This window comes from Mesorhizobium huakuii (genome assembly GCF_014189455.1).
Classification (GTDB): domain Bacteria; phylum Pseudomonadota; class Alphaproteobacteria; order Rhizobiales; family Rhizobiaceae; genus Mesorhizobium; species Mesorhizobium huakuii_A.
Genome location: NZ_CP050296.1, coordinates 39,417 through 62,754 on the forward strand (window position 1 = coordinate 39,417; position 23,338 = coordinate 62,754).

23 protein-coding genes, 1 pseudogene and 1 riboswitch are annotated in these 23,338 nt (G+C 63.5%); of the genes and pseudogenes, 13 read left to right on the plus strand and 11 right to left on the minus strand.

Annotated features, from left to right (window positions below; all coding sequences use genetic code 11):
- Complete coding sequence (locus tag HB778_RS00175) at positions 1-1,005, minus strand: ABC transporter substrate-binding protein (protein ID WP_183460502.1); 1,005 nt, start codon at positions 1,003-1,005, stop codon at positions 1-3.
- A 265-nt stretch (positions 1,006-1,270) separates the two neighbouring features.
- Here HB778_RS00175 and HB778_RS00180 point away from each other — a divergent pair, with 265 nt between their 5' ends.
- Both HB778_RS00180 and HB778_RS00185 read left to right on the plus strand, forming a co-directional pair.
- The gene (locus tag HB778_RS00180) at positions 1,271-1,654 is read left to right on the plus strand and encodes a RidA family protein (RefSeq protein ID WP_183460504.1); all 384 of its coding nucleotides are present in this window, start codon (positions 1,271-1,273) and stop codon (positions 1,652-1,654) included.
- A 54-nt stretch (positions 1,655-1,708) separates the two neighbouring features.
- Positions 1,709-2,512: a creatininase family protein gene (locus tag HB778_RS00185; protein WP_183460506.1), complete on the plus strand. Its 804-nt coding sequence runs from the start codon at positions 1,709-1,711 to the stop codon at positions 2,510-2,512.
- On the opposite strand, the gene HB778_RS00190 is transcribed toward HB778_RS00185, so the two are convergent.
- Both HB778_RS00190 and cobD read right to left on the minus strand, forming a co-directional pair.
- A complete protein-coding gene (locus tag HB778_RS00190; protein ID WP_183460508.1) occupies positions 2,513-3,022 on the minus strand; it encodes a tyrosine phosphatase family protein in 510 nt (169 codons plus the stop codon).
- Positions 3,019-4,065: a threonine-phosphate decarboxylase CobD gene (gene cobD, locus HB778_RS00195; protein WP_183460510.1), complete on the minus strand. Its 1,047-nt coding sequence runs from the start codon at positions 4,063-4,065 to the stop codon at positions 3,019-3,021. The genes HB778_RS00190 and cobD overlap by 4 nt, the downstream gene beginning before the upstream one ends.
- Between cobD and cbiB the strand changes: the two genes are divergently transcribed.
- Positions 4,064-5,035: an adenosylcobinamide-phosphate synthase CbiB gene (gene cbiB / locus HB778_RS00200; protein WP_183460512.1), complete on the plus strand. Its 972-nt coding sequence runs from the start codon at positions 4,064-4,066 to the stop codon at positions 5,033-5,035. The genes cobD and cbiB overlap by 2 nt on opposite strands.
- A 326-nt stretch (positions 5,036-5,361) precedes the next feature.
- On the opposite strand, the gene cobO is transcribed toward cbiB, so the two are convergent.
- The 4 genes from cobO to HB778_RS00220 are packed head-to-tail and all read right to left on the minus strand — an operon-like array spanning position 5,362 to position 7,484.
- On the minus strand, positions 5,362-5,976 hold the full coding sequence (cobO, locus tag HB778_RS00205) for a cob(I)yrinic acid a,c-diamide adenosyltransferase (RefSeq protein ID WP_183460514.1): 615 nt from the start codon (positions 5,974-5,976) through the stop codon (positions 5,362-5,364).
- A 1-nt stretch (position 5,977) separates the two neighbouring features.
- On the minus strand, positions 5,978-6,493 hold the full coding sequence (cobU, locus tag HB778_RS00210; protein WP_183460516.1) for a bifunctional adenosylcobinamide kinase/adenosylcobinamide-phosphate guanylyltransferase: 516 nt from the start codon (positions 6,491-6,493) through the stop codon (positions 5,978-5,980).
- Positions 6,486-7,289, minus strand: coding sequence for a CbtA family protein (locus HB778_RS00215; protein WP_095204057.1), 804 nt, complete (start codon positions 7,287-7,289; stop codon positions 6,486-6,488). The genes cobU and HB778_RS00215 overlap by 8 nt, the downstream gene beginning before the upstream one ends.
- A 15-nt stretch (positions 7,290-7,304) precedes the next feature.
- Entirely contained in the window at positions 7,305-7,484 is a 180-nt protein-coding gene (locus tag HB778_RS00220) for a CbtB domain-containing protein (RefSeq protein ID WP_183460518.1), read from the minus strand.
- Positions 7,485-7,517: 33 nt separating this feature from the next.
- A riboswitch (cobalamin riboswitch) is annotated at positions 7,518-7,715 on the minus strand.
- A gap of 131 nt (positions 7,716-7,846) precedes the next feature.
- On the opposite strand from HB778_RS00220, the gene HB778_RS42695 reads away from it, so the two are divergent.
- Entirely contained in the window at positions 7,847-8,530 is a 684-nt protein-coding gene (locus tag HB778_RS42695) for an aromatic ring-hydroxylating oxygenase subunit alpha (RefSeq protein ID WP_280515943.1), read from the plus strand.
- Positions 8,530-9,015, plus strand: a complete 486-nt coding sequence (locus HB778_RS42700; RefSeq protein WP_280515944.1) for an SRPBCC family protein — start codon at positions 8,530-8,532, stop codon at positions 9,013-9,015. The genes HB778_RS42695 and HB778_RS42700 overlap by 1 nt, the downstream gene beginning before the upstream one ends.
- Before the next feature lie 3 nt (positions 9,016-9,018).
- On the opposite strand, the gene HB778_RS00230 is transcribed toward HB778_RS42700, so the two are convergent.
- Positions 9,019-10,218 (minus strand): MFS transporter, encoded by a 1,200-nt coding sequence (locus HB778_RS00230; RefSeq protein WP_095204059.1) that lies wholly within the window; start codon positions 10,216-10,218, stop codon positions 9,019-9,021.
- A 209-nt stretch (positions 10,219-10,427) separates the two neighbouring features.
- Between HB778_RS00230 and HB778_RS00235 the strand changes: the two genes are divergently transcribed.
- Positions 10,428-11,426 (plus strand): heparan-alpha-glucosaminide N-acetyltransferase, encoded by a 999-nt coding sequence (locus HB778_RS00235; protein ID WP_183460520.1) that lies wholly within the window; start codon positions 10,428-10,430, stop codon positions 11,424-11,426.
- Positions 11,423-11,899 carry a methyltransferase family protein gene (locus HB778_RS00240; protein ID WP_183460522.1) on the plus strand — a complete coding sequence of 159 codons (477 nt, stop codon included), beginning with the start codon at positions 11,423-11,425 and terminating at the stop codon, positions 11,897-11,899. Before HB778_RS00235 ends, HB778_RS00240 begins: the two co-directional genes overlap by 4 nt.
- Before the next feature lie 6 nt (positions 11,900-11,905).
- Here HB778_RS00240 and HB778_RS00245 read toward each other — a convergent pair whose 3' ends face one another.
- The 3 genes from HB778_RS00245 to mgtE all read right to left on the minus strand — a co-directional run bounded on the left by HB778_RS00245 (position 11,906) and on the right by mgtE (position 14,944).
- Positions 11,906-12,292, minus strand: a complete 387-nt coding sequence (locus HB778_RS00245) for a MerR family transcriptional regulator (protein WP_006203215.1) — start codon at positions 12,290-12,292, stop codon at positions 11,906-11,908.
- Between the two features lie 244 nt (positions 12,293-12,536).
- The gene (locus HB778_RS00250; RefSeq protein ID WP_183460524.1) at positions 12,537-13,316 is read right to left on the minus strand and encodes a hypothetical protein; all 780 of its coding nucleotides are present in this window, start codon (positions 13,314-13,316) and stop codon (positions 12,537-12,539) included.
- Positions 13,317-13,531: 215 nt separating this feature from the next.
- On the minus strand, positions 13,532-14,944 hold the full coding sequence (mgtE, locus tag HB778_RS00255) for a magnesium transporter (RefSeq protein ID WP_183460526.1): 1,413 nt from the start codon (positions 14,942-14,944) through the stop codon (positions 13,532-13,534).
- 426 nt (positions 14,945-15,370) lie between these two features.
- Here mgtE and HB778_RS00260 point away from each other — a divergent pair, with 426 nt between their 5' ends.
- From HB778_RS00260 to HB778_RS00285, 6 genes and pseudogenes are all read left to right on the plus strand, one after another.
- Entirely contained in the window at positions 15,371-15,991 is a 621-nt protein-coding gene (locus HB778_RS00260; protein ID WP_183460528.1) for a response regulator transcription factor, read from the plus strand.
- A gap of 123 nt (positions 15,992-16,114) precedes the next feature.
- Positions 16,115-17,305 carry an aminotransferase class V-fold PLP-dependent enzyme gene (locus HB778_RS00265; protein WP_183460530.1) on the plus strand — a complete coding sequence of 397 codons (1,191 nt, stop codon included), beginning with the start codon at positions 16,115-16,117 and terminating at the stop codon, positions 17,303-17,305.
- 11 nt (positions 17,306-17,316) lie between these two features.
- Positions 17,317-18,278: pseudogene (locus tag HB778_RS00270) on the plus strand (HpcH/HpaI aldolase/citrate lyase family protein).
- A 19-nt stretch (positions 18,279-18,297) separates the two neighbouring features.
- On the plus strand, positions 18,298-19,485 hold the full coding sequence (locus HB778_RS00275; RefSeq protein ID WP_183460532.1) for a malate--CoA ligase subunit beta: 1,188 nt from the start codon (positions 18,298-18,300) through the stop codon (positions 19,483-19,485).
- 14 nt (positions 19,486-19,499) lie between these two features.
- Positions 19,500-20,399, plus strand: a complete 900-nt coding sequence (sucD, locus tag HB778_RS00280) for a succinate--CoA ligase subunit alpha (RefSeq protein ID WP_096447120.1) — start codon at positions 19,500-19,502, stop codon at positions 20,397-20,399.
- A 204-nt stretch (positions 20,400-20,603) separates the two neighbouring features.
- Positions 20,604-23,285: a phosphoenolpyruvate carboxylase gene (locus HB778_RS00285; RefSeq protein WP_183460534.1), complete on the plus strand. Its 2,682-nt coding sequence runs from the start codon at positions 20,604-20,606 to the stop codon at positions 23,283-23,285.
- The last annotated feature ends 53 nt before the right edge of the window (positions 23,286-23,338 follow it).

Sequence of the window (23,338 nt, forward strand, 5' to 3'; positions counted from 1 at the left end):
CTATTTCTTCAGGTCGAGCCCGACGCCCTTGTTGACGAAGGCCAGCGTGTAGGCCTTCGTGATGTCGATGCCTTCAGGCGTGACCTTGGCCTTGACCATCTTGTCGTAGAAGCTCTTGACCCGCGCGTCGGTCATGGCGCCGATGCCGAGCTTTTCCGTGTCGCCCGAATCGGCAAGGCCGAACTTCTTCATCTGGTCGATGGAGAAGGCGATCTGGTCGTCCGTCATGTCAGGATTGTCTTTCTTGATCATGTCGTTGGCGGCCTTGTTGTCGCCGTAGAGATATTTGTACCAGCCCTTGGCCGAGCCATCGACGAAGCACTGGACGACCTCCGGCTTCTTGTCGATCGTGTCCTGCATCACCTCGATCGTCGTCGAATAGGTGTCCCAGCCATAGTCGGCGAGCAGGAACTGGTTCGGCACGAAGCCGCCTTCCTTCTTGACCGCGAAAGGTTCCGAAGTGACATAGCCCTGCTGGATCGACTTCTTGTTCGCGAGGAACGGAGCGGTGTTGTAGGTGTAGGGCGCGCGCTTGGCAGCGTCGAAGCCGAGCGCGGTGACCATCCACTGGAAGAAGGTCTGCACGCCTTCATCACCCAGAATGTACTGGTCGGCGTTCTTCAGATCCTCCCACTTATCCAGCCCCTCGCCAGGATGGGACATGATGACCTGCGGGTCCTTCTGGAAATCGGCGGCCACCACGCGCATCGGAATGCCTTGCTGGACGGCATCGAAGGCCGACAGCAGATTGCCGCCCATGTAGAAATCAATCTTGCCGGCCAAAAGCATCGGCCGGCCGCTGACCTGCGGGCCACCCTGCATGATGGTGACGTCGAGGCCGCAGGCGGCATAGGTGCCGTCCGCCACGGCCTGGTAGTAGCCGCCATGTTCCGGTTCGGCCAGCCAGTTGGTGCCGAAGGTGACTTTTTCATTCGCCGCGGCCCCCAGCGTGCTGGCCGCCAGCAAGGCCACCACCGCCACCGAGATCTTCTGTTTTGCGTACATCGACAACCACCCTCTGTTTGCTCCGGCGCCACGCGCCAGGCTCGACACCAAAGATTCAAGAAGCAAGACACATGCCACCGGCGTCTCGCGCCGGGAACCGCCCGCCTGCACCACAGCCATCTGCGAAAGCCGGAAAGGTCGTGCTGCACCGGAGGCATCGTGCCTATTTTTTGAACGCCTGTCCACAATCGCGCCAGCGCCATGCACGGCCGTCTTGAAGCTGTAGTGAATGCCGTCTTAGGCTGACGGTATCCAGGAGATTGCCATGTTCAGATTCCTCACCCCGAAGTCGATCAAGCCGCCCTTTGCCCGCTACAGCCACGGCGTCGAAGTGCCGGCGGGCAAGCGGCTGGTGCTGTGCTCTGGCCAGGTCGCGATCACGGCGGACGACCAGATTCCCGAGGACGCCGGCGCCCAGGCAGAGCTCTGCTTCCGCAACATCGAGGCGATCCTTGCAGAGGCGGGATTGGGGCTCGGGGATATCGTGCGCATCAACGCCTACGTTACCGACCGCGCGCATCTGCGGCCCTATATGGATGTCCGCGACCGGCTGTTTTCGAGCCCTGCGCCGGCCTCGACGCTGATGATCGTTTCCGGCTTTGCCCGACCAGAGTTCAAGGTCGAAGTCGAGGCCATCGCTGCCGGGTGATCGACAGGAAGCCTGTACCGCGCTAGGTCTGGCCGTACATCGAAGAGAAATGACATGACTGTAGCCAAAAGACGCGTCTGGTGGGGCGACTACCGGACCACAGAATATGCCTCGATCGATCCGGAGGCGACGATCGCCGTTCTGCCGGTGGCGGCGATCGAGCAGCATGGACCGCATCTGCCTGTTTCGACCGACACCTCGATCATGAACGGCATGCTCGACACGGTCATTTCGCGCCTGCCCGACGATCTCGACATCCGCATCCTGCCGGTCCAGGCGGTCGGCAAGTCGAACGAGCATCTGCATGCGCCGGGCACCCTCACTTTGCCGGCAACGACGCTGGTCGAGGCCTGGACCGAACTTGGCGTGTCCATCGCGCGCGCCGGCGTGCGTAAGCTCATCGTCGTCAATTCGCATGGCGGCAATGAAGAGATCATGGGCATCATCACGCGCGAATTGCGGGTGCGCGAAAAGATGCTGGCCGTGAAGACGAGTTGGCAGCGTTTTGGCCGACCGGCCGGCATGTATACCGAGCTCGAGGACCGCCACGGCATCCATGGCGGCGATGTCGAGACCTCTTTGATGCTGCATTTCCGGCCGGACCTCGTCGACATGGGCAAGGCCGACAATTTCGTTTCCAATGTTGCGAGGGCCGAGAAGGAATTCGCGCTCCTGCGCCACACAGGCACCCACGCCTTTGCCTGGATCGCCAGCGACCTCAACCCGAACGGCGTGGTCGGCGACGCCAGCATCGCTACGGCTGAAAAAGGCCGGCTGACGGCAGAGCATCAGGCTGATGGTTTCATCAGCCTGCTCAGGGATGTGCGCAAGGCGAAGCTGGCCAACTGGCTGAAGTAACTAACCGTCTATTTTAAGCTCGAAGGGCGTGCCTTCGAAGGCGTCGGCGCCGCGCCCGATCGACTGGATCGCCTCGATCATGCGGCCATTGCGCTCAAGCAGCGCATCGGCCACGGCAATGAGCCGAGGGTTGGGTGTTGCCGAGGGCGACAGCGCCCGCAATGTCCGGGCCAGTTCGGCCTCGTCGCGTTTTGGCGCGAGTGCGGCGACGATGATGTAGGCCGAAGCGGTCGAGCGGCTGATGCCGGCATAGCAATGCACGACCATAGGCTTTGTCCGATCCCAGCGGCGGGCGAAATCGAGCAGGTTGCGGACATGCTCCTCGCCCGGCATGGTCATGCCGTCCTGCGCCACCGCGATATCGTGCATGACCAGGTGCAGATGGTTTTCGCTCGATATCGAGGCCGGACGCGTCACATCGGTTCCGACGGAGAGCAGCGACAGCATGCGGTCGGCACCGGTCCTGGCCACCGTTTCCTCTATCTTCGCTAGCGAGCAGACATGGATCATGGTTTTGAACCTTTTTGTCGATCCTCGCGCCGCGTCGCCCATTCGGCAAGGGCCGATTCGAGCCGCTGCCATTCCAGCTCACTCCCCGGCAGGCCGGCGCGCAGGACATGCGGTCGGTCGGAGAAATGCCGAAGCAGGACGCCGCGCTCGCCAAGCGCTGAAAACAGGCCGGCCGCATCCGGCAGGCTGACATAGCGGAACAACGTGGTGCCGCCCGCGACAGGCACGTCGAAACGGCCGAACAATGCGTCAAGCTGCGCGGCTGCCTCGGCAAGCGATGCCCGCATTGCGTCCTGCCAGCCAATATCGGCAAGCGCGCGAATACCATATTCCAGCGTTGGGCCGGCGACGGCCCACGGGCCGAATTGCGTTTCCAGCAATTCTACGGTTGCGGCATCGGAAAGCGCGAAGCCAAGCCGCAGGCCGGCCAGGCCAAAGAACTTGCCGAACGAGCGCAGCACGACGATGCCGCCTTGATCGACATCACCGGCAAGGCTGTGTTCACGCGGGCCGACATCCATGAACGCTTCGTCGACGACCAGCAGCCCGCCTCTGGCGCGCAATCCGGCGGCCAGAACCAGCAGCCGGTCGTGCTCGATGACGCGACCATCGGGATTGTTCGGATTGACGATGATGGCAAGGTCAGCCTGCGCCAGTGCCACAAAATCGCTGACTTCGGCCACCTCGTGCCCGGCGATTGCCGCGGCACGGGCATGTTCGGCATAGGTCGGCCCCAGCACCAATGCCTTGCCGGGCCTGACCAGCGACGCCACGCGCGGCAGCAGGATCTGCGTGCCGGGTGCCGCGACGACATTGGCTGGCGACGGCGCGCCATAGGTTCTAGCCGCGATTTCTGTCAGCTCGTGAATCCGCGTGGCTTCCGGCAATCGCGACAGCGAGGTGGCGGGCAGGTCGAAAAACGGGTAGGAGTGCGGGTTGATACCGGTCGAGAGGTCGACGAAAGGCAGCACGGCGTTGGGGAAAAGCGCCCTCGCCCGGCCAAGACTTCCACCATGGTCCACCGCTCCTTCAAGAAGCTTCATGTCAGTCCTGATCGCTTTCCTGTCATTGGCCGTCGAACGTGTCCTGGGTTACCCGGACTGGCTGTTCCGCGCCATCGGCCATCCCGTAACGTGGTTCGGCAGGCTGATATCCTTTCTCGATCGCAGGCTCAACCGCGCCACTGATCCCGACGCGCTGCGTCGCCAACGCGGTGTCCAGGCGCTGCTGGTCATCGTGCTGGTGCCCGCGGTGGTCGGCCTCGGCGTACAGCTTGTCCTGCTCTGGTTCGTTCCCCTGGGATTTTTCATCGCCGCCCTTCTGGCGACATCGCTGCTGTCGCAGAAGAGCCTCTACGAGCACGTCGAGGCCGTGGCCGATGCGCTCGACAGCGCCGGCCTCGCCATGGGCCGTGTTGCCGTCTCGAGAATCGTCGGCCGCGATCCCGAAGCGCTCGACAGGGCCGCCATCTGCCGTGCGGCGATCGAAAGCTTGGCCGAGAATTTTTCCGACGGCATCGTCGCCCCTGCCTTCTGGACCGGTGTCGGCGGATTGGCCGGCGGCGCTGCCTACAAGGCCGCCAACACCGCCGATTCGATGATCGGCCACCGCACCCCGCGCCATGAGGCCTTCGGCTGGGCGGCGGCGCGCTTCGACGACTGGATCAACCTGCCGGCATCAAGGCTGACGGCGCTGCTGATCGTGCTGGCGGCTTTCCTGGTCAAGGGAGCCGACGCCAGCAGTTCATGGCAGGCGGTGCGGCGCGATGCGAAAAAACACCGCTCGCCCAATGCCGGCTGGCCGGAAGCGGCCATGGCCGGCGCGCTTGGCCTGGCACTTGCCGGGCCACGCAGCTATGGCGGCATCGTGGTCGACGATGTCTTTATGGGCGAAGGCGGCCGCCGCGACGTCGATAGCGACGACATCAGGCAAGCACTGAAACTCTACCACGTCGCCGATTATCTGCTTATCGTGCTGTTCGCGGTGGTCTCGGTCGTCGTTATTCTGGCCTAACCTCACCCCTCGTGAGTTCGCTCTCGAAGGGGAGGATGGGAGCCGGGCTACAACAGGTTCGCGCCTTTCCTCTCCCCCGTCGATCGGGGGAGAGGTGGCTCGGCGAAGCCGAGACGGAGTGGGGGTCGACCAGCTCGGCAGTCGCGTTTTCGCACCCGCCGGGTCGCGCTTGCCTGTCTGAGACCGCGCGTTCGATAACCGCCTTCCCCCAATCCGTCGCTGCTTCGCAGCGCCACCTTCCCCCTCCGGAGGGAAAGGAAGGGAGCCCCGCTGGGAGCGTTTGGCGACCTGACTTGAACGCTTACCCACAAAGGGGACAACAGATCTCAAAACTCGATCCCCTGCTGCGCTTTCACGCCCGCCGAAAAATGGTGCTTGGTCACGCCCATCTCGGTGACCAGATCAGCGGCCTCGACCAGCGCCGGCTTGGCGTTGCGGCCGGTGACGACGACATGCAGGCCTTCGCGCCGCGCTTTCAGCGCCGCAACCACCTTTTCGAGATCGAGATAGTCGTAGCGCAGCGCGATGTTGAGCTCGTCGAGCACGACTAGGCTGATCGACGGATCGGCGATCAACTCCAGCGCCTTGGCCCAGGCAGCCTCGGCCGCCGCGATGTCGCGCTTCAGATCCTGCGTCTCCCAGGTAAAACCCTCGCCCATTGCATGCCAGACGACGCGGTCGCCGAAGGCAGCAAACGCATCCTTCTCGCCGGTGTGCCACTTGCCCTTGATGAACTGGACGACGCCGACGCGCTTGCCATAGCCGAGCATTCTGAGCGCCAGGCCGAAGGCGGCCGTGGTCTTGCCCTTACCCGGGCCGGTGTTGACAATGAGCAGCCCCTTCTCGACCGTCTTGCTGGCCACCTCGGCGTCCTGCACCGCCTTGCGCTTGGCCATCTTGGCGCGGTGGCGCTCCTCGTCCTTATTGTCGATGTCGGTCATGTCATTTCACCTTGAGCGGCAGCCCCGCCACCATCAGCAGCACCGTATCGGCAATCGCCGCGACCTGCTGGTTGAGCCTTCCGGCATCATCGCGAAAACGGCGCGCCAAGGCATTGTCCGGCACGATGCCTTGCCCGACTTCGTTGGACACCACGAACCAGGGCCCGCGTGGCCGTGACAGCACATCCGCCAGCCGCCGGCATTCGGCTCCAACGTCGTGATCGGCCAGCATGTGATTGGTCAGCCACAGTGTCAGGCAGTCGACCAGCACCGGCTGGTTGTCGGGCAAGGCCTCGAGCGCGCCGGCGAGATCGAGCGGTGCGTCGATAGTCATCCAGCCCTCGCCGCGCCGCGAGCGGTGCAGCGCGATGCGCTCGCGCATTTCGCTGTCGTAGGCCTCAGCCGTGGCGATATAGGCCCATGGTGACGGCAACGCCGTCGCCAGGGTTTCGGCATGCGCGCTCTTGCCGGAGCGCGCGCCGCCGATGATGAACGTCAGCTTGTTGCGATCAGGCAAAGCTGTCGCGCAGGCTGGTCGCGGTGCCGGTGAAGCGTCCGCGCACCACGCCGACGACGGCGCCGAGCACCAGCCAGAACACCAGGTTGGTCACCGTCACCGCCACCACGAACTGGTGATGCAACCCTTCCGGAATCGCCGTCTCGAAGCTGTCGGGCTGTGGCGCGCCGACGATGTGCGGGGCAACGATCAGCGCCACGGCAAGGATGGCGAGCGGCAGTGACTTGCGGAACGCGATCAGGCCGAGACCAGCCGCGGTTGCCGCCACCGTTGCCCACCACCAGATCTGGCGCGGCAAGAGATCGGCCGCCGGCATGGCCGGCAGTTCCGGCGGTAGGCCGAGACCAGGCGCCAGCGTGAACACGGCAAAGCCGGCCAGGCCCCAGAATACGCCCTGGCGCCAATTGCCGATGCCGCCGGCGAATTCCGAAACCGCGACCAGGATCAGCGCGAAGCCGATGCCGGTGACGATATTGGCAAGCACGCTGAAGGCGAAACGCTCGAAACCGTCTGCCGGCGCCCAACCCTCGTCTTTCGCCGGAGCAGTCACTTCAGCCGGGGCCGGCGCCGCAGTGCTCATGGCATTCCCCGCCGGGGCGGCCGTACTCATGGCAGTGGTATCCGCCGCGGCCGGGGCCGCGGCATGGTCGTGCTTATGGCCGCCGCCGGCCTGTTCGTAGACTTCCGCCTTCAGGATCAGCGGCACAGTGGCATAGGCCTGCATGCAGGCGAGGATGACGCCGGCCACGAGCCCTGCGATCGCCGCGATGAACACGACGTTGCGAAACAGGTTCATGATGTCAGATCCTGGTCAGTGGCAGGGAAACGCCATCGAATGGCGATAGTCGTGAGCCGCATTGTGGACCGCATCGATATGCGAAAAGCCGACAAAGCCCATCACGAAAATGCCGAGCAGCGCGGCGAGCGCCAGCTGCATGAAGCGCGACTGCGAGGAGACGGAGGCGCCGAGGGAGACGGAAGCGGTATTCATATCTTGTCCTTTCACCCTCCACCCGAGGGCCTGTCAGTTTTGCCGTCGTCGGCAGGTCTCCTGGCTCGCGGATCAGCGCCCTTCTCCACCTTCCCGAAGACGAATCTTCAGTGGCATATGGAGAGGACTACCGCACACAGTTGCGGGGGCAGCCACGGCATTGGGCAAGAATTTCGCCCGCACCGCATTCCCTCTTGGCTCCAAAACGGAACCGACGACTGCATGACTATAGGGAAAATCACGACACGCGGCAAACCAAATTCCGCCGGCAAACAGCGCGATTGCGCCATGCCGTCGCGAGGCGCGACAATTGACAATTCTCCTGGCCGGGTGTCGGCTGGCATCTTCACTGGAAGCCAGCCATGCAGCCCATTGCCAGCGAGCGCGCCCCCTACAACGGCCTGACCCAGGCCGAACCGACGCTGCCTTCATCGGCCTATTGGGATGAAGCAGCCTATCAGCGGGATCTCGATGCCATCTGGTACAAAAACTGGCTGCTCGTCTGCCGCGAGGCCGATCTCGCCCAGCCGCTTGCCTTCCGCCGATTCCGCATCGGCACGCAGGACATCATCGTGCTGCGCGACGACACCGGCGCGCTGCGCGCCTTCCACAACACCTGCCGGCATCGCGGCTCGCAGCTTTGCCAGGAGAGCGAGGGCCGGCTGAAGGCGCGGCTGATCACGTGCCCCTACCACGCCTGGTCCTATTCGCTGCGCGGCGACCTCGTGCGCGTGCCGTCGAAATCGTTGCCTGATGGTTTCGACAAGGCCGACCATCCGCTCTACCGCGTCGCGCTCTCGGTGTGGCGTGGTTTCGTCTTCATCAATCTGCAGGAGGATGCGGCGGGCTCCGCGCAGGCCTCCTTCGACCCGGCCTCCGGCAATCTCGGCAACTGGCCGCTGGAAACGCTGGTCTCAGGCCATGTGCTGCGCAAGGTGATGCACTGCAACTGGAAGATTTTTTGGGAAAACTTCAACGAGTGCCTGCACTGTCCGGGCGTGCACAAGGACCTGTCACGGCTGGTGCCGATCTACGGCCGCGCCTGATGAGCCGGCACGATGACCCCGAATGGACGCGCCATGCCGACAATGACGCGCCGGAATTTTCCGGCGGCCTGCGCGCCGGGGCCGAGACCTGGTCGCGCGACGGCAAGACGCATGGGCCGGTCTTCTCAGGCCTGACGCCAGCCGAACGCGCCGCCGGCCAGACCTACGCCACCAGCCTGCCCTCGATGTTCATCGTCGGTCATGTCGACTATGTCAGGACCGTGCGCCTTGTGCCGCTCGGCCCGGAGCAAACCGAACTTGTCGCCGAATGGCTGTTTACCCCCGAGGCCCTGGCCACGACCGACATCGACAACATCGTCGCCTTTGGCACGCAGGTGCTGGAAGAGGATGCGGCGATCTGCGAGGTCAACCAGAGGGGCCTGCGTTCGATGCGTCACACCGCCGGCGTGCTGATGCCCGAAGAGTACGACTTGCACCGCTTCCACAACTGGGTGCGCGAGCAGCACGCGGCGCTTTCTGCCTGATCCTCACAGGGACTTCGGCAGGTAGCGCCACGTGACAAACCCGCAAACCGCCGCCAGCAGCCCGAGCGTGACGAACACCGAGCCCAGTCCAAAGAAGGCCAGCACCACCGAATAGACCAGCGGCGGCGTCAGCTCGGAAAAGTCGAGATAGGTGCGGTAGACTGCCGCCATCTGCGCCCGCTCATAGGAGCGCACCGAGCGCATGAAGGCGGTCGAACCCAGCGCATCGAGCGCGATGGTGAAGAAGGCGCCACACAGCAGGAAAGTGCCGGTGAGCAGCGGCACGCTCTCCCCGACAGCACCCGCCGCCAGAAGCATTGCCGACATGGCGAAATAGGCAAATGTCATGGTGCGCCGGCCGCCAAAGCGTTGTCCGGCCTTGCCCCAGAAGATCGCCATGAACAACAGCGCGTTGCCGGCCGAAACCAGAAGACCGCCGGCCAGCTTGCCCTCGCCGGTGATCACCATGAACAGCGGCCCATAGACGAAGAACGTCGTCCAGAAACAGGAGCGGCCGAAGGCGATCAGCCAGGCAAGCCTCAATCTGGGCTGCGCGACGAAGCGGCCGATATTGGCGAGCGGATTGGCCGGCCGTGTCTTGCCGGGCCGGATCGAAGGGTTGTCGCCAAGCCGATAGGTCCAGAACAGCGCCAATAGCGCCAGCGCGAACACCGCCACCGCACCATGCGCGGCATAGATGCCGAAGCGCGTGTAGAGGAAGATGCCGAGCGTCGGCCCGCCGGTCCAGGCGAGCATCGACCACGCCATGCGCAGCGATTCGGCCTGCATGAAGTCGGTCTTGCGGATGTGGTCCATGATGTAGAGGTTGAGCGTGATCGAGAGCGCACTAGCGCCCATCACACGGCACAGCATGCCGGCCAGTTGCCCGGCCAGCGTGTGGGTAACGAAGAACAGCGAGCCTATTGCAAGGAGGCAGGCGCCTGCCGTGTAGACCCAGCGCCGGGCAAAGCGGCGGATCAGCATCGGCATGAACAAGGTCACGGACAGGCCGAGCAGCGCCACGATGGTGTAGAGGATCGAGACGATCTGCTCATTGTGCAGAATCTCGTAGGCCTGGATCGGGATGACACTCGACACCGTGGCGCGGGCGAAGGATTCGACCGCGTAGAGCGAGGCGAAGGTGCGCGCATCCGCGGCCTTGAGGGCCGGAAGCCAGATCGGATGGCGGACATGGGTGGACATTGCTTCCCCAAAGCAGAATCACCGGCCAAATCTGCCGTGGTCGTTCCCGGACGATTAAGAGGAAACCGACGTGTAACCGGCGAAAAGCGAAACCGGTCAAAGGCTTCCCGGCTCTGGCCTAAAGCGGCGCTTGATCCGATGCCCCGGCCTTCTTCTGTCCCGTCCAACCGTGATAGTCCTCAGGCGGGGCTGAATCAGATCGCGAGACCATGACCATCCATACGCCGACCGCACCCGTTCCGGAGCCATCAAAGCGCATCGTCGCCATCGACATTGTGCGCGGCATCGCGCTGCTGGCCATGGCGAGCTACCATTTCACCTGGGATCTGGAATTCTTCGGCTACACCGATCCAGGCCTCACCGCTTTTGGCTGGTGGAAGATCTACGCACGCTGCATCGCCTCGACTTTCCTGTTCCTGGTCGGCGTCAGCCTGTACCTGGCTCACGGCCAGCAAATCCGCTGGAACGGTTTTTGGAAGCGCTTTGCAATGGTTGCCGGTGCCGCGGTCGCCATTTCGGTGGTCACCCGCATCGCGACGCCGGACGGATTCATCTTCTTCGGCATCCTGCATGAGATCGCGCTCGCCAGCCTGCTCGGCCTCGCCTTCCTGTGGCTGCCGGCCCTGCTGACGCTTGTCGTTGCCGCGCTCGTGATCGCTGCGCCCGTCTATCTGCGCTTCGAGGCCCTGGACCATCCCTGGCTATGGTGGATCGGCCTATCGGCGACCAATCCACGATCCAACGACTATGTGCCGCTGTTTCCATGGTTCGGCGCGGTGCTTATCGGCATCGGCGTGGCGAAACTCACTTCCGCCTCCGGCCTGCGAGCGCGTCTGGCGAGCCTTGCGCCCGGCCGCTGGGCCAATCCGCTGCTCTTCATCGGCCGCCACAGCCTCGCCTTCTACCTGATCCACCAGCCGTTGCTGATCGGCTGCGTCTGGCTGTTTTCGCAAGTCATGCCCGCCCAGGTCGAAACCCCGCAAGTCAATTTCCTGAAAACCTGCCAGCGCTCATGCGAGCAGACGCGCAACGCAACCTTCTGCACCAGCTATTGCAGTTGCATACTGACGACGATCGAGGGCGAGGCCACGCTTGATCGGCTTGAGAACAACGACCAGAGTGCGGAATTCCGGGCGCATCTGGGCGATCTGGCCGCCAGCTGCACGGCCCAGACCGAGGACAAGATGGACGAGGGAGGAACTCAATGACCGAACCCCAGCCGAAGCCCGGGGTGATACCGTGGCCGCCGGTGATCTATATCACCGCCATCGCCATCAGCGTCGCCCTCGGTCTTTTCTATCCCCTGCCCTGGATCGGCGACCTTCTCGGCGACCTCCTGTTCGCCGCCGGCTGGGTGGCACTGTTCGGCGTCGCGGCACTCTGGTTCACTGCCATCCGTACCATGATCAGGGCCAGGACAACGCTTAACCCCAACGCAGTGCCGGATCACCTCGTCACCACAGGTCCTTTCGGCATCACCCGCAACCCGATGTATCTCGCCAACACGCTGCTGTTGATCGGCGTCGCCTTTGTCTCGGGGATCGTCTGGTTCCTGCCGCTGGCGTTCATCGCCGCCTTCGTCACGCAGAAGGTCGCCATCGAGGGCGAGGAAAAGGTGCTGGCGGCGAAGTTCGGCAAGAAATACCGCGACTACGCCAAACGCGTGCGCCGCTGGATTTGAACAGCGTTACGTGTTGACGCCGAGCTCCACCAGCCGCTCGACGCAGGATTCCTCGGCCTGGTCGAGTTCGGCGAGCGTCTCCTCGAGGTCGCGGCGCTTTTGCCGGAGATCCTCGCGCTTTTCCTCGATGCGCTTGATCATCAGCTTGAGTTGACCGACCTCGCCCGGCGGCTCCTTGTACATCTGGATGATTTCGCGGATTTCGTTGATCGAGAAGCCGAGCCTTTTGCCGCGCATGATTTGCCGGATGAGATGGCGGTCGGACGGGCGAAACAGCCGCGTGCGGCCACGCCGCACCGGTTGCACCAGCCCCTCATCCTCATAGAAGCGCAGCGTCCGCGTCGACACGTCGAATTCGCGGGTCAGTTCGGTGATCGAATAATATTCCCGCATTGTCGCTCCATGCCGGAAGCCTGGGCAACACCACGCGGCGTCGCCTTCTGTCCCGAACCAAACCCTTGCCCGCCGGAATCGACATGGCCCCCGCGCGAGCCTCGCACGGCATTTACGTAAAAGTCAATTGAGCAGGGCCCACACCCCAAGGCAATCGCATCGGCTTAACGTGCGTGAGGCTAAGTCGGAAACATCCGCCTGGAGGATGGACTCACTGGTCCTGCCGCCGCGGCATGAGAAGACGTTATTGTGGGACTTCATAGAGAATTTTCGCAACGCCGTGCTCCAGTGGCCGCAGGTCAAACCGCACGGTATAATCCTCTTGCCAGCCGGTGTCGGCCTTGCAACTGTCAACCATACTTGCCGCCTCGGCTTTGGTCAGAACGACCAGGAACGTCTTCAAATCCAGGATTTCAGCAACGTCTGCGATTTCGGAAGTCGGAAAGCCGGCGTCCGCCATCATCTTCAGCACAGTGATGTTCTCGGCGATCCCGTTTGTCCAAGATAGGGCAAACATCGCGGGTGCGATCGCCTGAAAGCATCGCTCCGTCCTTATGCGCATCGGCTCTTTTTCGCGAACAAGTGCTTTGATCTGGTCCAGTTGATCTAGCGTCCGCGGTTTTAACGGAAACGTATACGCCGTAAGAGCCAGTCCGTTTGACGCGTCCGTGAACACGGTCCGGGCAAAGTCGGTCCAAGGCCGTGGCGTTCTCGCGCTGGGGCATGTCTGGCCGGCTTTTAAAGTATCGCCACCGGCGAGGCGCGCGTCGATCGCTTCGACCGTCGCGCGATCGAAGCCGCTGCGCAGCGCCTCGGAAACAAACGTCTGACGTTCGCGCGCCCAGTTCGCATCGTTGGCCGTGGAAGCCTTGACGCAGGCGAGTTCCTGCTGGCGCAGCAACACCATGTAGTCCGCATTGAACAGTGCGACCGACTTAAGCCCTTGCAAAATATCAGCTTGTGAATAGGCGGAATCCGCCGCCGCCGGGCAGACAGCGAACATCCCGAAGATCAGTGCAGTCATAAGTCGGAAGGATACCGCACCCATCATCGCGCCTCCTTGTTGCCAATCGACACGCAGATCATTCAATTCAAATACGGTGGGTGCATTTATCCGGCATTTCACGGACCGCCGGCCACACCGTCCATCTTGGGCAGTATTTTGGCGGAGGCAGAAGCATATATCGTCCGCCTGCCCGGCGGACCACAAGTTTCCGTGCCCCAGAGCGGCCTATGCCTTCACGCGACGCCGAACCACCAGGTGGCAAGGCCGAGGAAGGCGAAGAAGCCGACAACGTCGGTGACCGTGGTGACGAACACCGCCGACGCCACCGCCGGATCGATCTTGAACCGGTCGAGCAGCAGCGGGATAAGGATGCCGGCCAAGGCGGCGACGAACATGTTGATGATCATCGCCGCCGCTATGATGCCGCCCAGATTGGGATCGTGGAACCAGGCCGCCGCGACAATGCCGATCAGGATGGCGAAGACGACGCCGTTGATGAAGCCGACGCCCATCTCGCGACGGATGATGCGGCCGGCATTGTAGATGTCGATATCCTTGGTCGCCAGCGCCCGCACGGTAACGGTCATGGTCTGCGAACCGGCATTGCCGCCCATGCCGGCGACGATCGGCATCAGCACCGCAAGCGCCACGATGTGCTCGATCGTGCGGTCGAACAGGCTGATCACCGACGCCGCCAGGAATGCCGTCAACAGATTGATCAGCAGCCAGGGAACGCGCGAGCGCGAGGTCGAAAAAATGCTGTCGGAAAGCTCTTCGTCGCCGACGCCGCCCATGCGCAGCAGATCTTCCTCGGCCTCCTGCTGGATGACGTCGACGACATCGTCGATGGTCAGCACGCCGACCAGGTGCTCGTTCTCGTCGACGACGGCGGCCGACAAGAGGTCGTACTGTTCGAATTCGCGCGCCGCTTCTTCCTGGTCCATCGTCGCCGGAATGGCGTGCCGCGTCTCGTGCATGATCTCTCCGACCTTGACCGTGCGCTTGGTGCGCAGGATCTGGTCGAGATCGATGGCGCCGAGCAGTTTGAAGGTCGGGTCGATGACGAAGATCTGGCTGAAACGCTCGGGCAGGTTCCTGTCCTCGCGCATATAGTCGATGGTCTGGCCGATGGTCCAGAACGGCGGCACCGCGACGAACTCGGTCTGCATGCGCCGCCCTGCGGTCTCTTCCGGATAGTCGAGCGAGCGGCGCAGCCTGATCCGTTCTGTGAACGGCAGTTGCGACAGGATCTCGTCCTGGTCTTCCTTTTCGAGGTCTTCGAGAATGTAGACCGCATCGTCGGAATCGAGTGCCTGCACCGCCTGCGCGATCTGCGCATTGGGCAGATTGTCGACGATCTCCATGCGGATCGCCTCGTCGACCTCGGTCAGCGCGGAAAAGTCGAAATCGGCGCCCAGCAGCTCGACCAGGGCCCGCCGCTGTTCGGGATGCAGCGCCTCGATCAGGTCGCCAAGTTCCGACTGGTGCAGATGGTCGACTTCATGCTTGAGGGCCAACGTATCGCGGTCGGCGATCGCAGCCCCGATTTGGGCAAGGAAGGACGAAAGGACCGCACCGTCCTCGCCATAGATGTCGGCGTGGGCGTCGTCAGCCGCCTTGGCGGAGATCGTCTGCTTGTCCTCCACCAGCGCCTCCCGCCATCCCGGAAAAATTATGTCTCAGGTCTAGAGCATCGGACCTTAAAGCGGAAATCGGTTTCGCGGAAATCCGATGCATCTCGCATGCAGGCGCGATTCGATTTGAGAACTTATCGCTCTAAGGCACGGAATATCAAACGAAACGCTTGCTCCACGCCACCCCGGTGAGCGCATCACGGATGCCTGACCCGGCAATGCCTCTCCCATCAAAAACCAGCCAATCCCGGCTTCAGATGGCGCGACAGCCGATGTCGCTGGGGGAAAGAGCACCCCAGCGCGGTTGGGGCAGAATTGTCATGATACGGGACCAGGCCTGAAACCTGGCCTCGGAGTTGCGGCACAACCAGCCCAGGACAAAAACGGCCCTTGAACAGCAAGCCCGGGAAAACGAGCAAGGCAATTGGCGACCGGCGCATGCGCATTGTCGTCGCCGAGCGCAATCCGTTCGTCATATCGGCGCTGCGCGAAATGCTCGAATGCGACGGCCGCTTCGACTTGTTGAGCACCGTGCAAAGCGGCAAGCAATTCCTCGATCTGGCTATCAAGGGCGGGTTTGACGTCGCCATCGTCGGCTGGAAGCTCGCCGACATGGACGGCGCCGATGTGCTGGCCGAGGTACAGAGCCGCAAGCTCGATGTGCGCATCACCGTCTTTTCCAACGACCACGACATCGGCATCCTGAAACAATGCGTGCGGCTCGGCGCCCAGGGTTACTGTTTCCAGTTCGACGATCCGGCCATCATCTTCGACACGATCCTGGCCGTCGCGCATGGCCGCATCTGCATCCCCTATATCGACATCAACAAGGTCAACGACACGCCGCTCGCGCAGCTCACGGTGCGTGAGCGCGAGCTGCTGGCGGTGCTTTCCGACGGCTGGACAAATCTGCAGATCGCCACGCGGACCGGCATTTCCGAGAATACGGTGAAGTACCACCTCAAGAATCTCTACGACAAGCTCGACGTCCGCAACCGGGCGATGGCCGTCGCGCTCTACGCGCGAGAGAGGCGTACCCAGAAGCAGCCGTTCGGGTAGGCCAACCGGGTAGGCTCGCCCCACCCGCGCGCGGCGAGATCTTACCCGCCAAGGTGTTGTTGGCTTTAGCCGTCGAAACGAAACTCCCCCCACCGCTTTGCTGGATCAGGAGGAGTTCGCATCATGGCCGGTTTCACCCATCTTTTCATTCCCGGACCGACCAACATCCCCGAACAGGTCCGGCAGGCGATGAACCTGCCGATGGAGGACATGCGCGCCGCGTCCTTCCCCGATCTCACTTTGCCGCTGTTCGAGGACATCAAGGCGGTTTTCAAGAACGAGACAGGCCGCGTCTTCATTTACCCCTCCTCCGGCACCGGCGCCTGGGAAGCGGCGATGACCAATGTGCTCAGCCCAGGCGATCGCGTGCTGATGTCGCGCTTCGGCCAGTTCTCGCATCTGTGGGTCGACATGGCCGAGCGCCTCGGCTTCGAGGTCGACGTCATCGATTGCGAATGGGGCACCGGCGTGCCGCTCGAGCTCTATGCCGAACGGCTGAAGGCGGACAAGACGCATCGCATCAAGGCCGTCTTCTGCACGCAGAACGAGACGGCGACCGGTGTGACCAGCGACGTTGCCGGCTGCCGCGCCGCGCTCGATGATGCAAACCACCCTGCCCTGCTCTTCGTCGACGGCGTGTCGTCGATCGGCTCGATCGATTTCCGCCAGGAAGAATGGGGCGTCGACTGCGCCGTCAGCGGCTCGCAGAAAGGTTTCATGCTGCCCGCCGGCCTCGGCTTCCTCTCGGTCAGCAAGAAGGCGCTTGTCGCTTCACGGACCGCCACCCACAGGCGCTGTTTCTTCTCCTTCGAGGACATGATCCGCGCCAACGATGCCGGCTATTTCCCCTACACGCCGGCGACGCAGCTGCTGCGCGGCCTGCGCGCCTCGCTTGACCTGATTGCCGAGGAAGGCTTGGACAACATCTTCGCCCGCCATCATCGCCTGGCCGAAGGCGTGCGCAAGGCGGTCGACGCCTGGGGCCTGAAACTCTGCGCCAAGGCGCCGAAATGGCATTCCGACACGGTCAGCGCCATTCTGGTGCCGGAAGGCATCGACAGCGGCGACGTCGTCAAGCGCGCCTACCGCACCTACCAGACCTCGCTCGGCGGCGGCCTCAACAAGGTGATGGGCAAGGTCTTCCGCATCGGCCATCTCGGCTGGCTGAACGAAGTGATGGTGCTCGCTTCGCTGTCGGCGGCCGAAATGGCGCTGCTCGATTGCGGCGTCAGGCTGGCACCGGGCTCCGGCGTCGGCGCCGCCATCCAGCATTTCCGCGCCTCGGCCGCCGTGCCGGTCGCCGAAGCCGCCTGAGGGAGCCGACGATGAGCCACACCATCAACCACCTCAAGAAACTCCGCCTGCAACGCAGCGAGCTGGCGGTTCCGGGCTCCAGCCCGGAGATGATCGACAAGGCGGCCAACAGCGCCGCCGACTTCGTCTTCCTCGACATCGAAGACGCGGTCGCCCCGCCCGACAAGGAACGCGCCCGCAAGAACATCATCCAGGCGCTGAACGACATCGACTGGCGCGCCAAGGGCAAGACCGTCTCGGTGCGCATCAACGGGCTCGACACCCACTACATGTACCGCGACGTGGTCGACGTCATGGAACAGGCCGGCGACCGGCTCGACACCATTTTGGTGCCGAAGGTCGGCGTGCCGGCGGATCTCTACATGGTCGAAGCCATGGTCAACCAGATCGAGATGGCCAAGGGTTACAAGACCCGTGTCGGCCTCGAAGCGCTGATCGAGACCGCGCTCGGCATGGCCAATGTCGAGGCGATTGCCGCGACGCCCGGCCGGCTGGAAGCCATGCATTTCGGCGTCGCCGACTATGCGGCGAGCTGCAAGGCGCGCACCGTCAATATTGGCGGCCTCAACCCCGACTATCCCGGCGACCAGTGGCATTTCGCGCTGTCGCGGATGACGGTTGCCTGCCGCGCCTACGGCCTGCGCGCCATTGACGGGCCGTTCGGCGATTTCTCTGATCCGGAGGGCTATATCGCCGGCGCCAGGCGCGCCGCGCCCTCGGCATCGAAGGCAAATGGGCGATCCACCCTTCGCAGATCGCGCTTGCCAACGACGTCTTCTCGCCGCCGGAAAAAGAGGTCACGCGCGCCAGGCGCATTCTCGAAGTGCTGAAGGAGGCCGAGGCGCAGGGCAAGGGAGCGGCCGCACTCGACGGCAAGATGATCGACGCCGCGTCGGAACGCATGGCGCGCAACGTTCTGGTGGTCAACGAGGCCATCGAACGCGCCGGCCAGATCCGCATCGCGACGCATTGAAAGTTACGGGAGGACGACAATGGACATCCACGAATATCAGGCCAAGGAACTGCTCGCCCGCCACGGCGTACATGTGCCGCGCGGCGGGCTGGCCTACAGCCCCGAGCAGGCCACCTACAGGGCGCGCGAGATCGGCGGCAGCAAATGGGTCTTGAAGGCGCAGGTGCACTCCGGCGCCCGCGGCAAGGCCGGCGGCATCAAGCTGTGCGCCAATGACGAGGAAATCTCCAACGCCGCCGAAGCCATGCTCGGCCGCAAGCTGGTGACCCAGCAGACCGGCCCGCGCGGCAAGCTGATTTCGCGCCTCTATCTCGAGGAAGCGGTCGACATCGCCCAGGAGCTCTATGTCGGCTTCGTGCTCGACCGCAAGGAAGAGCGCGTCATGATCGTCGCCTCGGCTGCCGGCGGCATGGAGATCGAGGACATTGTCGAGAAAGAACCCAATTCCATCCTGCGCACATCGGTCGATCCCGGCGTCGGCATGCAGCGCTTTCAGGCGCGCGAGATCGCCTTCGGGCTCGGCCTCGACCACAATCTGATCGGCAAGGCGACCGAAACCATCTTCAGCTGCTACCAGGTGTTCCGCGACTACGACGCCTCGATGCTGGAGATCAATCCGCTGGTGGTGACGCGCGACGGCAATCTGATCGCGCTCGACGCAAAAATGTCGTTCGACGAGAACGCGCTGTTTCGCCGGCCGGAAATCTCCGAGCTGCGCGACAAGAGCCAGGAAGACCCGCGCGAAACCTTCGCCAGCGATCGCGGCCTCTCCTATGTCGGTCTCGACGGCAATATTGGCTGCATCATCAATGGCGCAGGCCTCGCCATGGCGACCATGGACATGATCAAGATCGCCGGCGGCGAACCGGCCAACTTCCTCGACATTGGCGGCGGCGCCTCACCCGAGCGGGTGGCGAAATTCTTCCGCGCCGTGCTCGGCGACAAGAATGTCGAGACCATCCTGGTCAACATCTTTGCCGGCATCAACCGCTGCGACTGGGTCGCCGAAGGCGTGATCAAGGCGATACGCGAAGTCGGCGTCAACGTACCGCTGGTGGTGCGGCTCTCCGGCACCAAGGCCGAGGAAGGCCGCCGCATTCTGGCTGATTCCGGCGAGGCGGTGATCGTTGCCGACACGCTGGCCGAAGCCGCCGAAAAGGCCGTCGCCGCCTGGCGCGCGGCCGCCAAGAAGAAAAAAGCAGCCTGAGGGAGGTCGAAAAAATGGCAATTCTGCTCAACCGCAGCACCCGGGTCATCGTCCAGGGTTTCACCGGCAAGATCGGCAGCTTTCACGCCGAGGACATGAAACGCTACGGCACCAAGCTGGTCGGCGGCGTCACACCCGGCAAGGGCGGCCAGAAGCATCTCGGCCTGCCCGTCTTCAACACGGTCAAGGGCGCGGTGCGCGAGACCCGCGCCGAGGCGAGCATCGTCTTCGTGCCGCCGCCCTTCGCCGCCGACTCGATCATGGAAGCGGCGGATGCCGGCATAAAACTCTGCGTCTGCATCACCGACGGCATCCCCTCGCAGGACATGATGCAGGTCAAACGCTACATGCTGCGCTACCGCTACGAGGACCGCATGCGGCTGATCGGCCCGAACTGCGCCGGCGTCATCACGCCGGGACAGGCGCTGATGGGCATCATGCCGGGCAGCATCTACCTGCCTGGCCGGGTCGGCATCGTCGGCCGCTCCGGCACGCTCGGCTACGAGGCCGCCTCGCAGATGAAGGCGCTCGGCATCGGCGTGTCGACCAGTGTCGGCATCGGCGGCGACCCGATCAACGGCTCCTCCTTCAAGGACATGCTGAAGCTGTTCGAGCAGGACGACGAGACCGACGCCGTGGTGATGATCGGCGAGATCGGCGGGCCGCAGGAAGCCGAAGCCGCGATCTGGGCGCGCGACAACATGCGCAAGCCGCTGATCGCCTACATTGCCGGCCTCTCCGCCCCGAAAGGCCGCCGCATGGGCCATGCCGGCGCCATCATCTCGGCCTTCGGCGAGTCGGCGCAGGAAAAGGTCGAAATCCTGAAAGAGGCCGGTGTCGTCATCGTGCCGACGCCTTCCTCCTTCGGCGAGGTCGTTGCCGATACACTGGCGCGGATGAAGAAGGCGGCGTGATGGCCGATCGGGCGAAGGCCGCATGGCGCAAGACGTGAAGTCTGTCCCAGCGGCACCGCAGCCGCTGGAGGACGTCGTGCTGTTGCCCGACCGCCTTCTTCGAGGGTCACCCGGTCCCCGATTGGGTCGCCCGGCAGCCGGCGCTGCCCTCGAAACAGGGCGCGGCTATAGCAGCAATCGATGCGGACAGATCAGGAAAGCAGTTTGGAACAGAGCCGACGCATCAACTTTCGTGAGGACGAGCGCAGCCTTTTGTTGCGCCTGCTGCTGCAGGTCGCAAGCGCGCGTGAGCCCGAGATCGCCGCCGTTCTGACCGGACGCAGGTCGCTTGTCTCCCTCGCCCCGGAGCAGCGCATCCCGGCACTTCAGGCGAGCGGCGTATGGTTCCAGTTGCTGGCGATTGCGGACGAGTTGCTTGCCATGCGGGCGCGTCGCGAACTCGAACAAGGCGCGGGCTTCGACGAAGTGCCGGGCTCCTTTGCCAGCGTTGTCGCGCAGATGGCAGCCAATGGCCACTCAGCGCAGGAAGTCCAGGCGACGCTCAATGAGCTTTGCGTCGGCCCGACCATGACCGCGCACCCGACCGAGGCCAAACGCGTCACGGTGCTGGAGATCCACCGCCGTATCTATCGCAAGCTGACCGAGCTCGATCAGCCGCGCTGGGCGCCGCGCGAACGCGACCTGTTGATCGCCGATCTGGAAAGCGAGATCGAGCTTCTGTGGATGACGGGCGAGTTGCGACTTGAGCGCCCGACTGTCGAACGCGAAATCGCCTGGGGGCTGCATTTCTTTCGCGAAGTCATCGTCGAGGCAACGCCGCAGCTCTATGGCAAGCTTCAAGGCGCCTTCGAGCGTCACTATCCGGGAGAGCCGATCAGAATTCCCTCCTTCATGCGCTATGCCTCGTGGATCGGCGGCGATCGCGATGGCAATCCCAATGTGACGGCCGCGGTCACAGCCCATGCCGTGACCGAATACCGCGATACCGCCATGGGTTGGTATCTGACGCAGGTGCAGCGGCTGGTGACGGTGCTCAGCGCCAGCTCGAATGTCGTCGCTCTGCCGACCAGCTTCAAACCGGTGCTGCAAACCGCGCTCGATAAAAGCGGACAGGCGCACCTGATCGCCGCGCGCAACCCTGACGAACCGCTTCGCCAGTTCGCTTCGGCCTTGCTTGCCCGGCTGGAGGCCACGCGAAATGGCGGTATGGCGGCGTACCACTCGGCAGAGGCGCTTCGTGCTGATCTGAACGGCCTGTCTTGTGTTCTCGAAGCGATTGGAGGCCGCGCGGTAGCCAAGCGTTTCGTCCAGCCTCTGCTCTGGCAAGTCGGAAGCTTCGGCTTCCGTACGGTCTCGCTCGACATCCGGCAGAACTCCACGGTGGTCAACCGGGTGCTGGCCGAGTTGTTTGCGCTGACAAATCCCACCGATCCGGTCGCAGCCGGCACGCCGCAATGGTCGGCGCGCATTCGCGCGGCCATCAGCCAGGGCGAGCAGCTGGAGATCGACGCAGGCCGGCTCTCGCCTGAAGCAGGTGAACTGCTTTCGACATTCTCTGTCATCCGCGACCATACGTCCGGCTTGGATGCCGACGCCGTCGGCTCTTTCGTCCTCAGCATGACCCGCTCGGCCGACGATCTTCTCGCGGTCTATCTGCTGGCGCAATATTGCGGACTTTCAACCTCGCCCGGTGGCGGCACAATCAGGCTGCGGATCGTGCCATTGTTCGAGACCATCGCTGATCTACAGGCCGCCCCTGGCATCCTGAATGATTTGCTCGGCGTTTCGCTGGTGAGACGGACGGTGCGAGATTTCGGCGCGCGCCAGGAAATCATGCTTGGCTATTCAGATTCCAACAAGGACGGCGGTTTCCTCGCGTCCAATTGGGAACTGGCAAAAGCGCAAAAGCGCCTCGCTGCCGTCGGGCACAAGCACAAGGTCAGGATCAGTTTCTTCCACGGTCGCGGCGGCTCTGTCAGCCGTGGCGGCGCACCGACCGGCCGGGCGATCGCGGCGCAGCCCGAAGGCACTGTCGCTGGAATCATGCGGGTGACCGAGCAGGGCGAGGTCGTATCGTCGAAATTCGCCAATCGCGGCACCGGCCTCAACCAGCTCGAGATTCTCGCCGCCGGCGTGCTGGCCCACAGTGTCGGATCGCCCGGTGATGTCGAGCCGAAGGAAGCGCCGGAGTTCAATGAAGCGCTGGAAGCGCTGGCAGGCATGTCGCAGGCATCCTATGCCGGGCTGATGGCTGAGCCTGGCTTCCTCGATTATTTCAACCAGGCGAGCCCGGTCGCGGAACTGGCGCTCCTGAAAATGGGCTCACGGCCGGAGCGCCGTTTCGGCGCCAGCGGTATTGCCGACCTGCGCGCCATTCCATGGGTGTTCGCCTGGAGCCAGAACCGTCATCTGCTGACCGGCTGGTATGGCATCGGCAGCGCGCTCAGCGCTTTCGTCACGGTGCGCGGCGAGGCCGGGCGCGAGCTTTTGGCGCGCATGTTCGAGCACTCGCGCTTCTTCCGCCTGATCGTCGACGAGGCCGAAAAGACGCTTTACCAGTCCGACATGGAGATCGCTCAGCTCTACGCCCGCCTGGTGTCCGACAGCGATGCGGCTCGACGGATCTACGCCCGCATCGCCGCCGAATACGAGCTGACGCGGCGCCTGATTGGTGACCTCACGGGAGGCGATCTCTCCGCGCGCTTTCCAATGTTCAAGCGGCGCTTCGACAATCTGCGGCGACAGATGGATGATATTCACCGGCTGCAGGTCGATCTGTTGCGTGAAGTTCGGACAAACACCGGGACAGTAGATCAAAAGCGAGCCACTGACGCTCTGCTCGTATCGATCAATTGCATCTCGGCCGGCCTTGGGTGGACGGGATAGGCTCGGTTTTTGCCAAGCCGTGGTCGTTCAAGGCACCTACAGCGCATCGCTTT

Bases quoted from the DNA above. Each gene is read 5' to 3' on its own strand.
- cbiB (WP_183460512.1), top strand. From the start codon at position 4,064: ATGTCAGTCCTGATCGCTTTCCTGTCATTGGCCGTCGAACGTGTCCTG.
- HB778_RS00220 (WP_183460518.1), bottom strand. From the start codon at position 7,484: ATGAATACCGCTTCCGTCTCCCTCGGCGCCTCCGTCTCCTCGCAGTCG.
- HB778_RS00245 (WP_006203215.1), bottom strand. From the start codon at position 12,292: ATGCGGGAATATTATTCGATCACCGAACTGACCCGCGAATTCGACGTG.
- HB778_RS00265 (WP_183460530.1), top strand. From the start codon at position 16,115: ATGGCCGGTTTCACCCATCTTTTCATTCCCGGACCGACCAACATCCCC.
- HB778_RS00190 (WP_183460508.1), bottom strand. From the start codon at position 3,022: ATGATCCATGTCTGCTCGCTAGCGAAGATAGAGGAAACGGTGGCCAGG.
- sucD (WP_096447120.1), top strand. From the start codon at position 19,500: ATGGCAATTCTGCTCAACCGCAGCACCCGGGTCATCGTCCAGGGTTTC.
- HB778_RS00260 (WP_183460528.1), top strand. From the start codon at position 15,371: ATGCGCATTGTCGTCGCCGAGCGCAATCCGTTCGTCATATCGGCGCTG.
- cobO (WP_183460514.1), bottom strand. From the start codon at position 5,976: ATGACCGACATCGACAATAAGGACGAGGAGCGCCACCGCGCCAAGATG.
- HB778_RS00240 (WP_183460522.1), top strand. From the start codon at position 11,423: ATGACCGAACCCCAGCCGAAGCCCGGGGTGATACCGTGGCCGCCGGTG.
- HB778_RS42700 (WP_280515944.1), top strand. From the start codon at position 8,530: ATGAGCCGGCACGATGACCCCGAATGGACGCGCCATGCCGACAATGAC.
- cobD (WP_183460510.1), bottom strand. From the start codon at position 4,065: ATGAAGCTTCTTGAAGGAGCGGTGGACCATGGTGGAAGTCTTGGCCGG.
- HB778_RS00250 (WP_183460524.1), bottom strand. From the start codon at position 13,316: ATGACTGCACTGATCTTCGGGATGTTCGCTGTCTGCCCGGCGGCGGCG.
- HB778_RS00215 (WP_095204057.1), bottom strand. From the start codon at position 7,289: ATGAACCTGTTTCGCAACGTCGTGTTCATCGCGGCGATCGCAGGGCTC.
- HB778_RS00180 (WP_183460504.1), top strand. From the start codon at position 1,271: ATGTTCAGATTCCTCACCCCGAAGTCGATCAAGCCGCCCTTTGCCCGC.
- HB778_RS00235 (WP_183460520.1), top strand. From the start codon at position 10,428: ATGACCATCCATACGCCGACCGCACCCGTTCCGGAGCCATCAAAGCGC.
- HB778_RS00230 (WP_095204059.1), bottom strand. From the start codon at position 10,218: ATGTCCACCCATGTCCGCCATCCGATCTGGCTTCCGGCCCTCAAGGCC.
- HB778_RS42695 (WP_280515943.1), top strand. From the start codon at position 7,847: ATGCAGCCCATTGCCAGCGAGCGCGCCCCCTACAACGGCCTGACCCAG.
- HB778_RS00175 (WP_183460502.1), bottom strand. From the start codon at position 1,005: ATGTACGCAAAACAGAAGATCTCGGTGGCGGTGGTGGCCTTGCTGGCG.
- HB778_RS00275 (WP_183460532.1), top strand. From the start codon at position 18,298: ATGGACATCCACGAATATCAGGCCAAGGAACTGCTCGCCCGCCACGGC.
- HB778_RS00185 (WP_183460506.1), top strand. From the start codon at position 1,709: ATGACTGTAGCCAAAAGACGCGTCTGGTGGGGCGACTACCGGACCACA.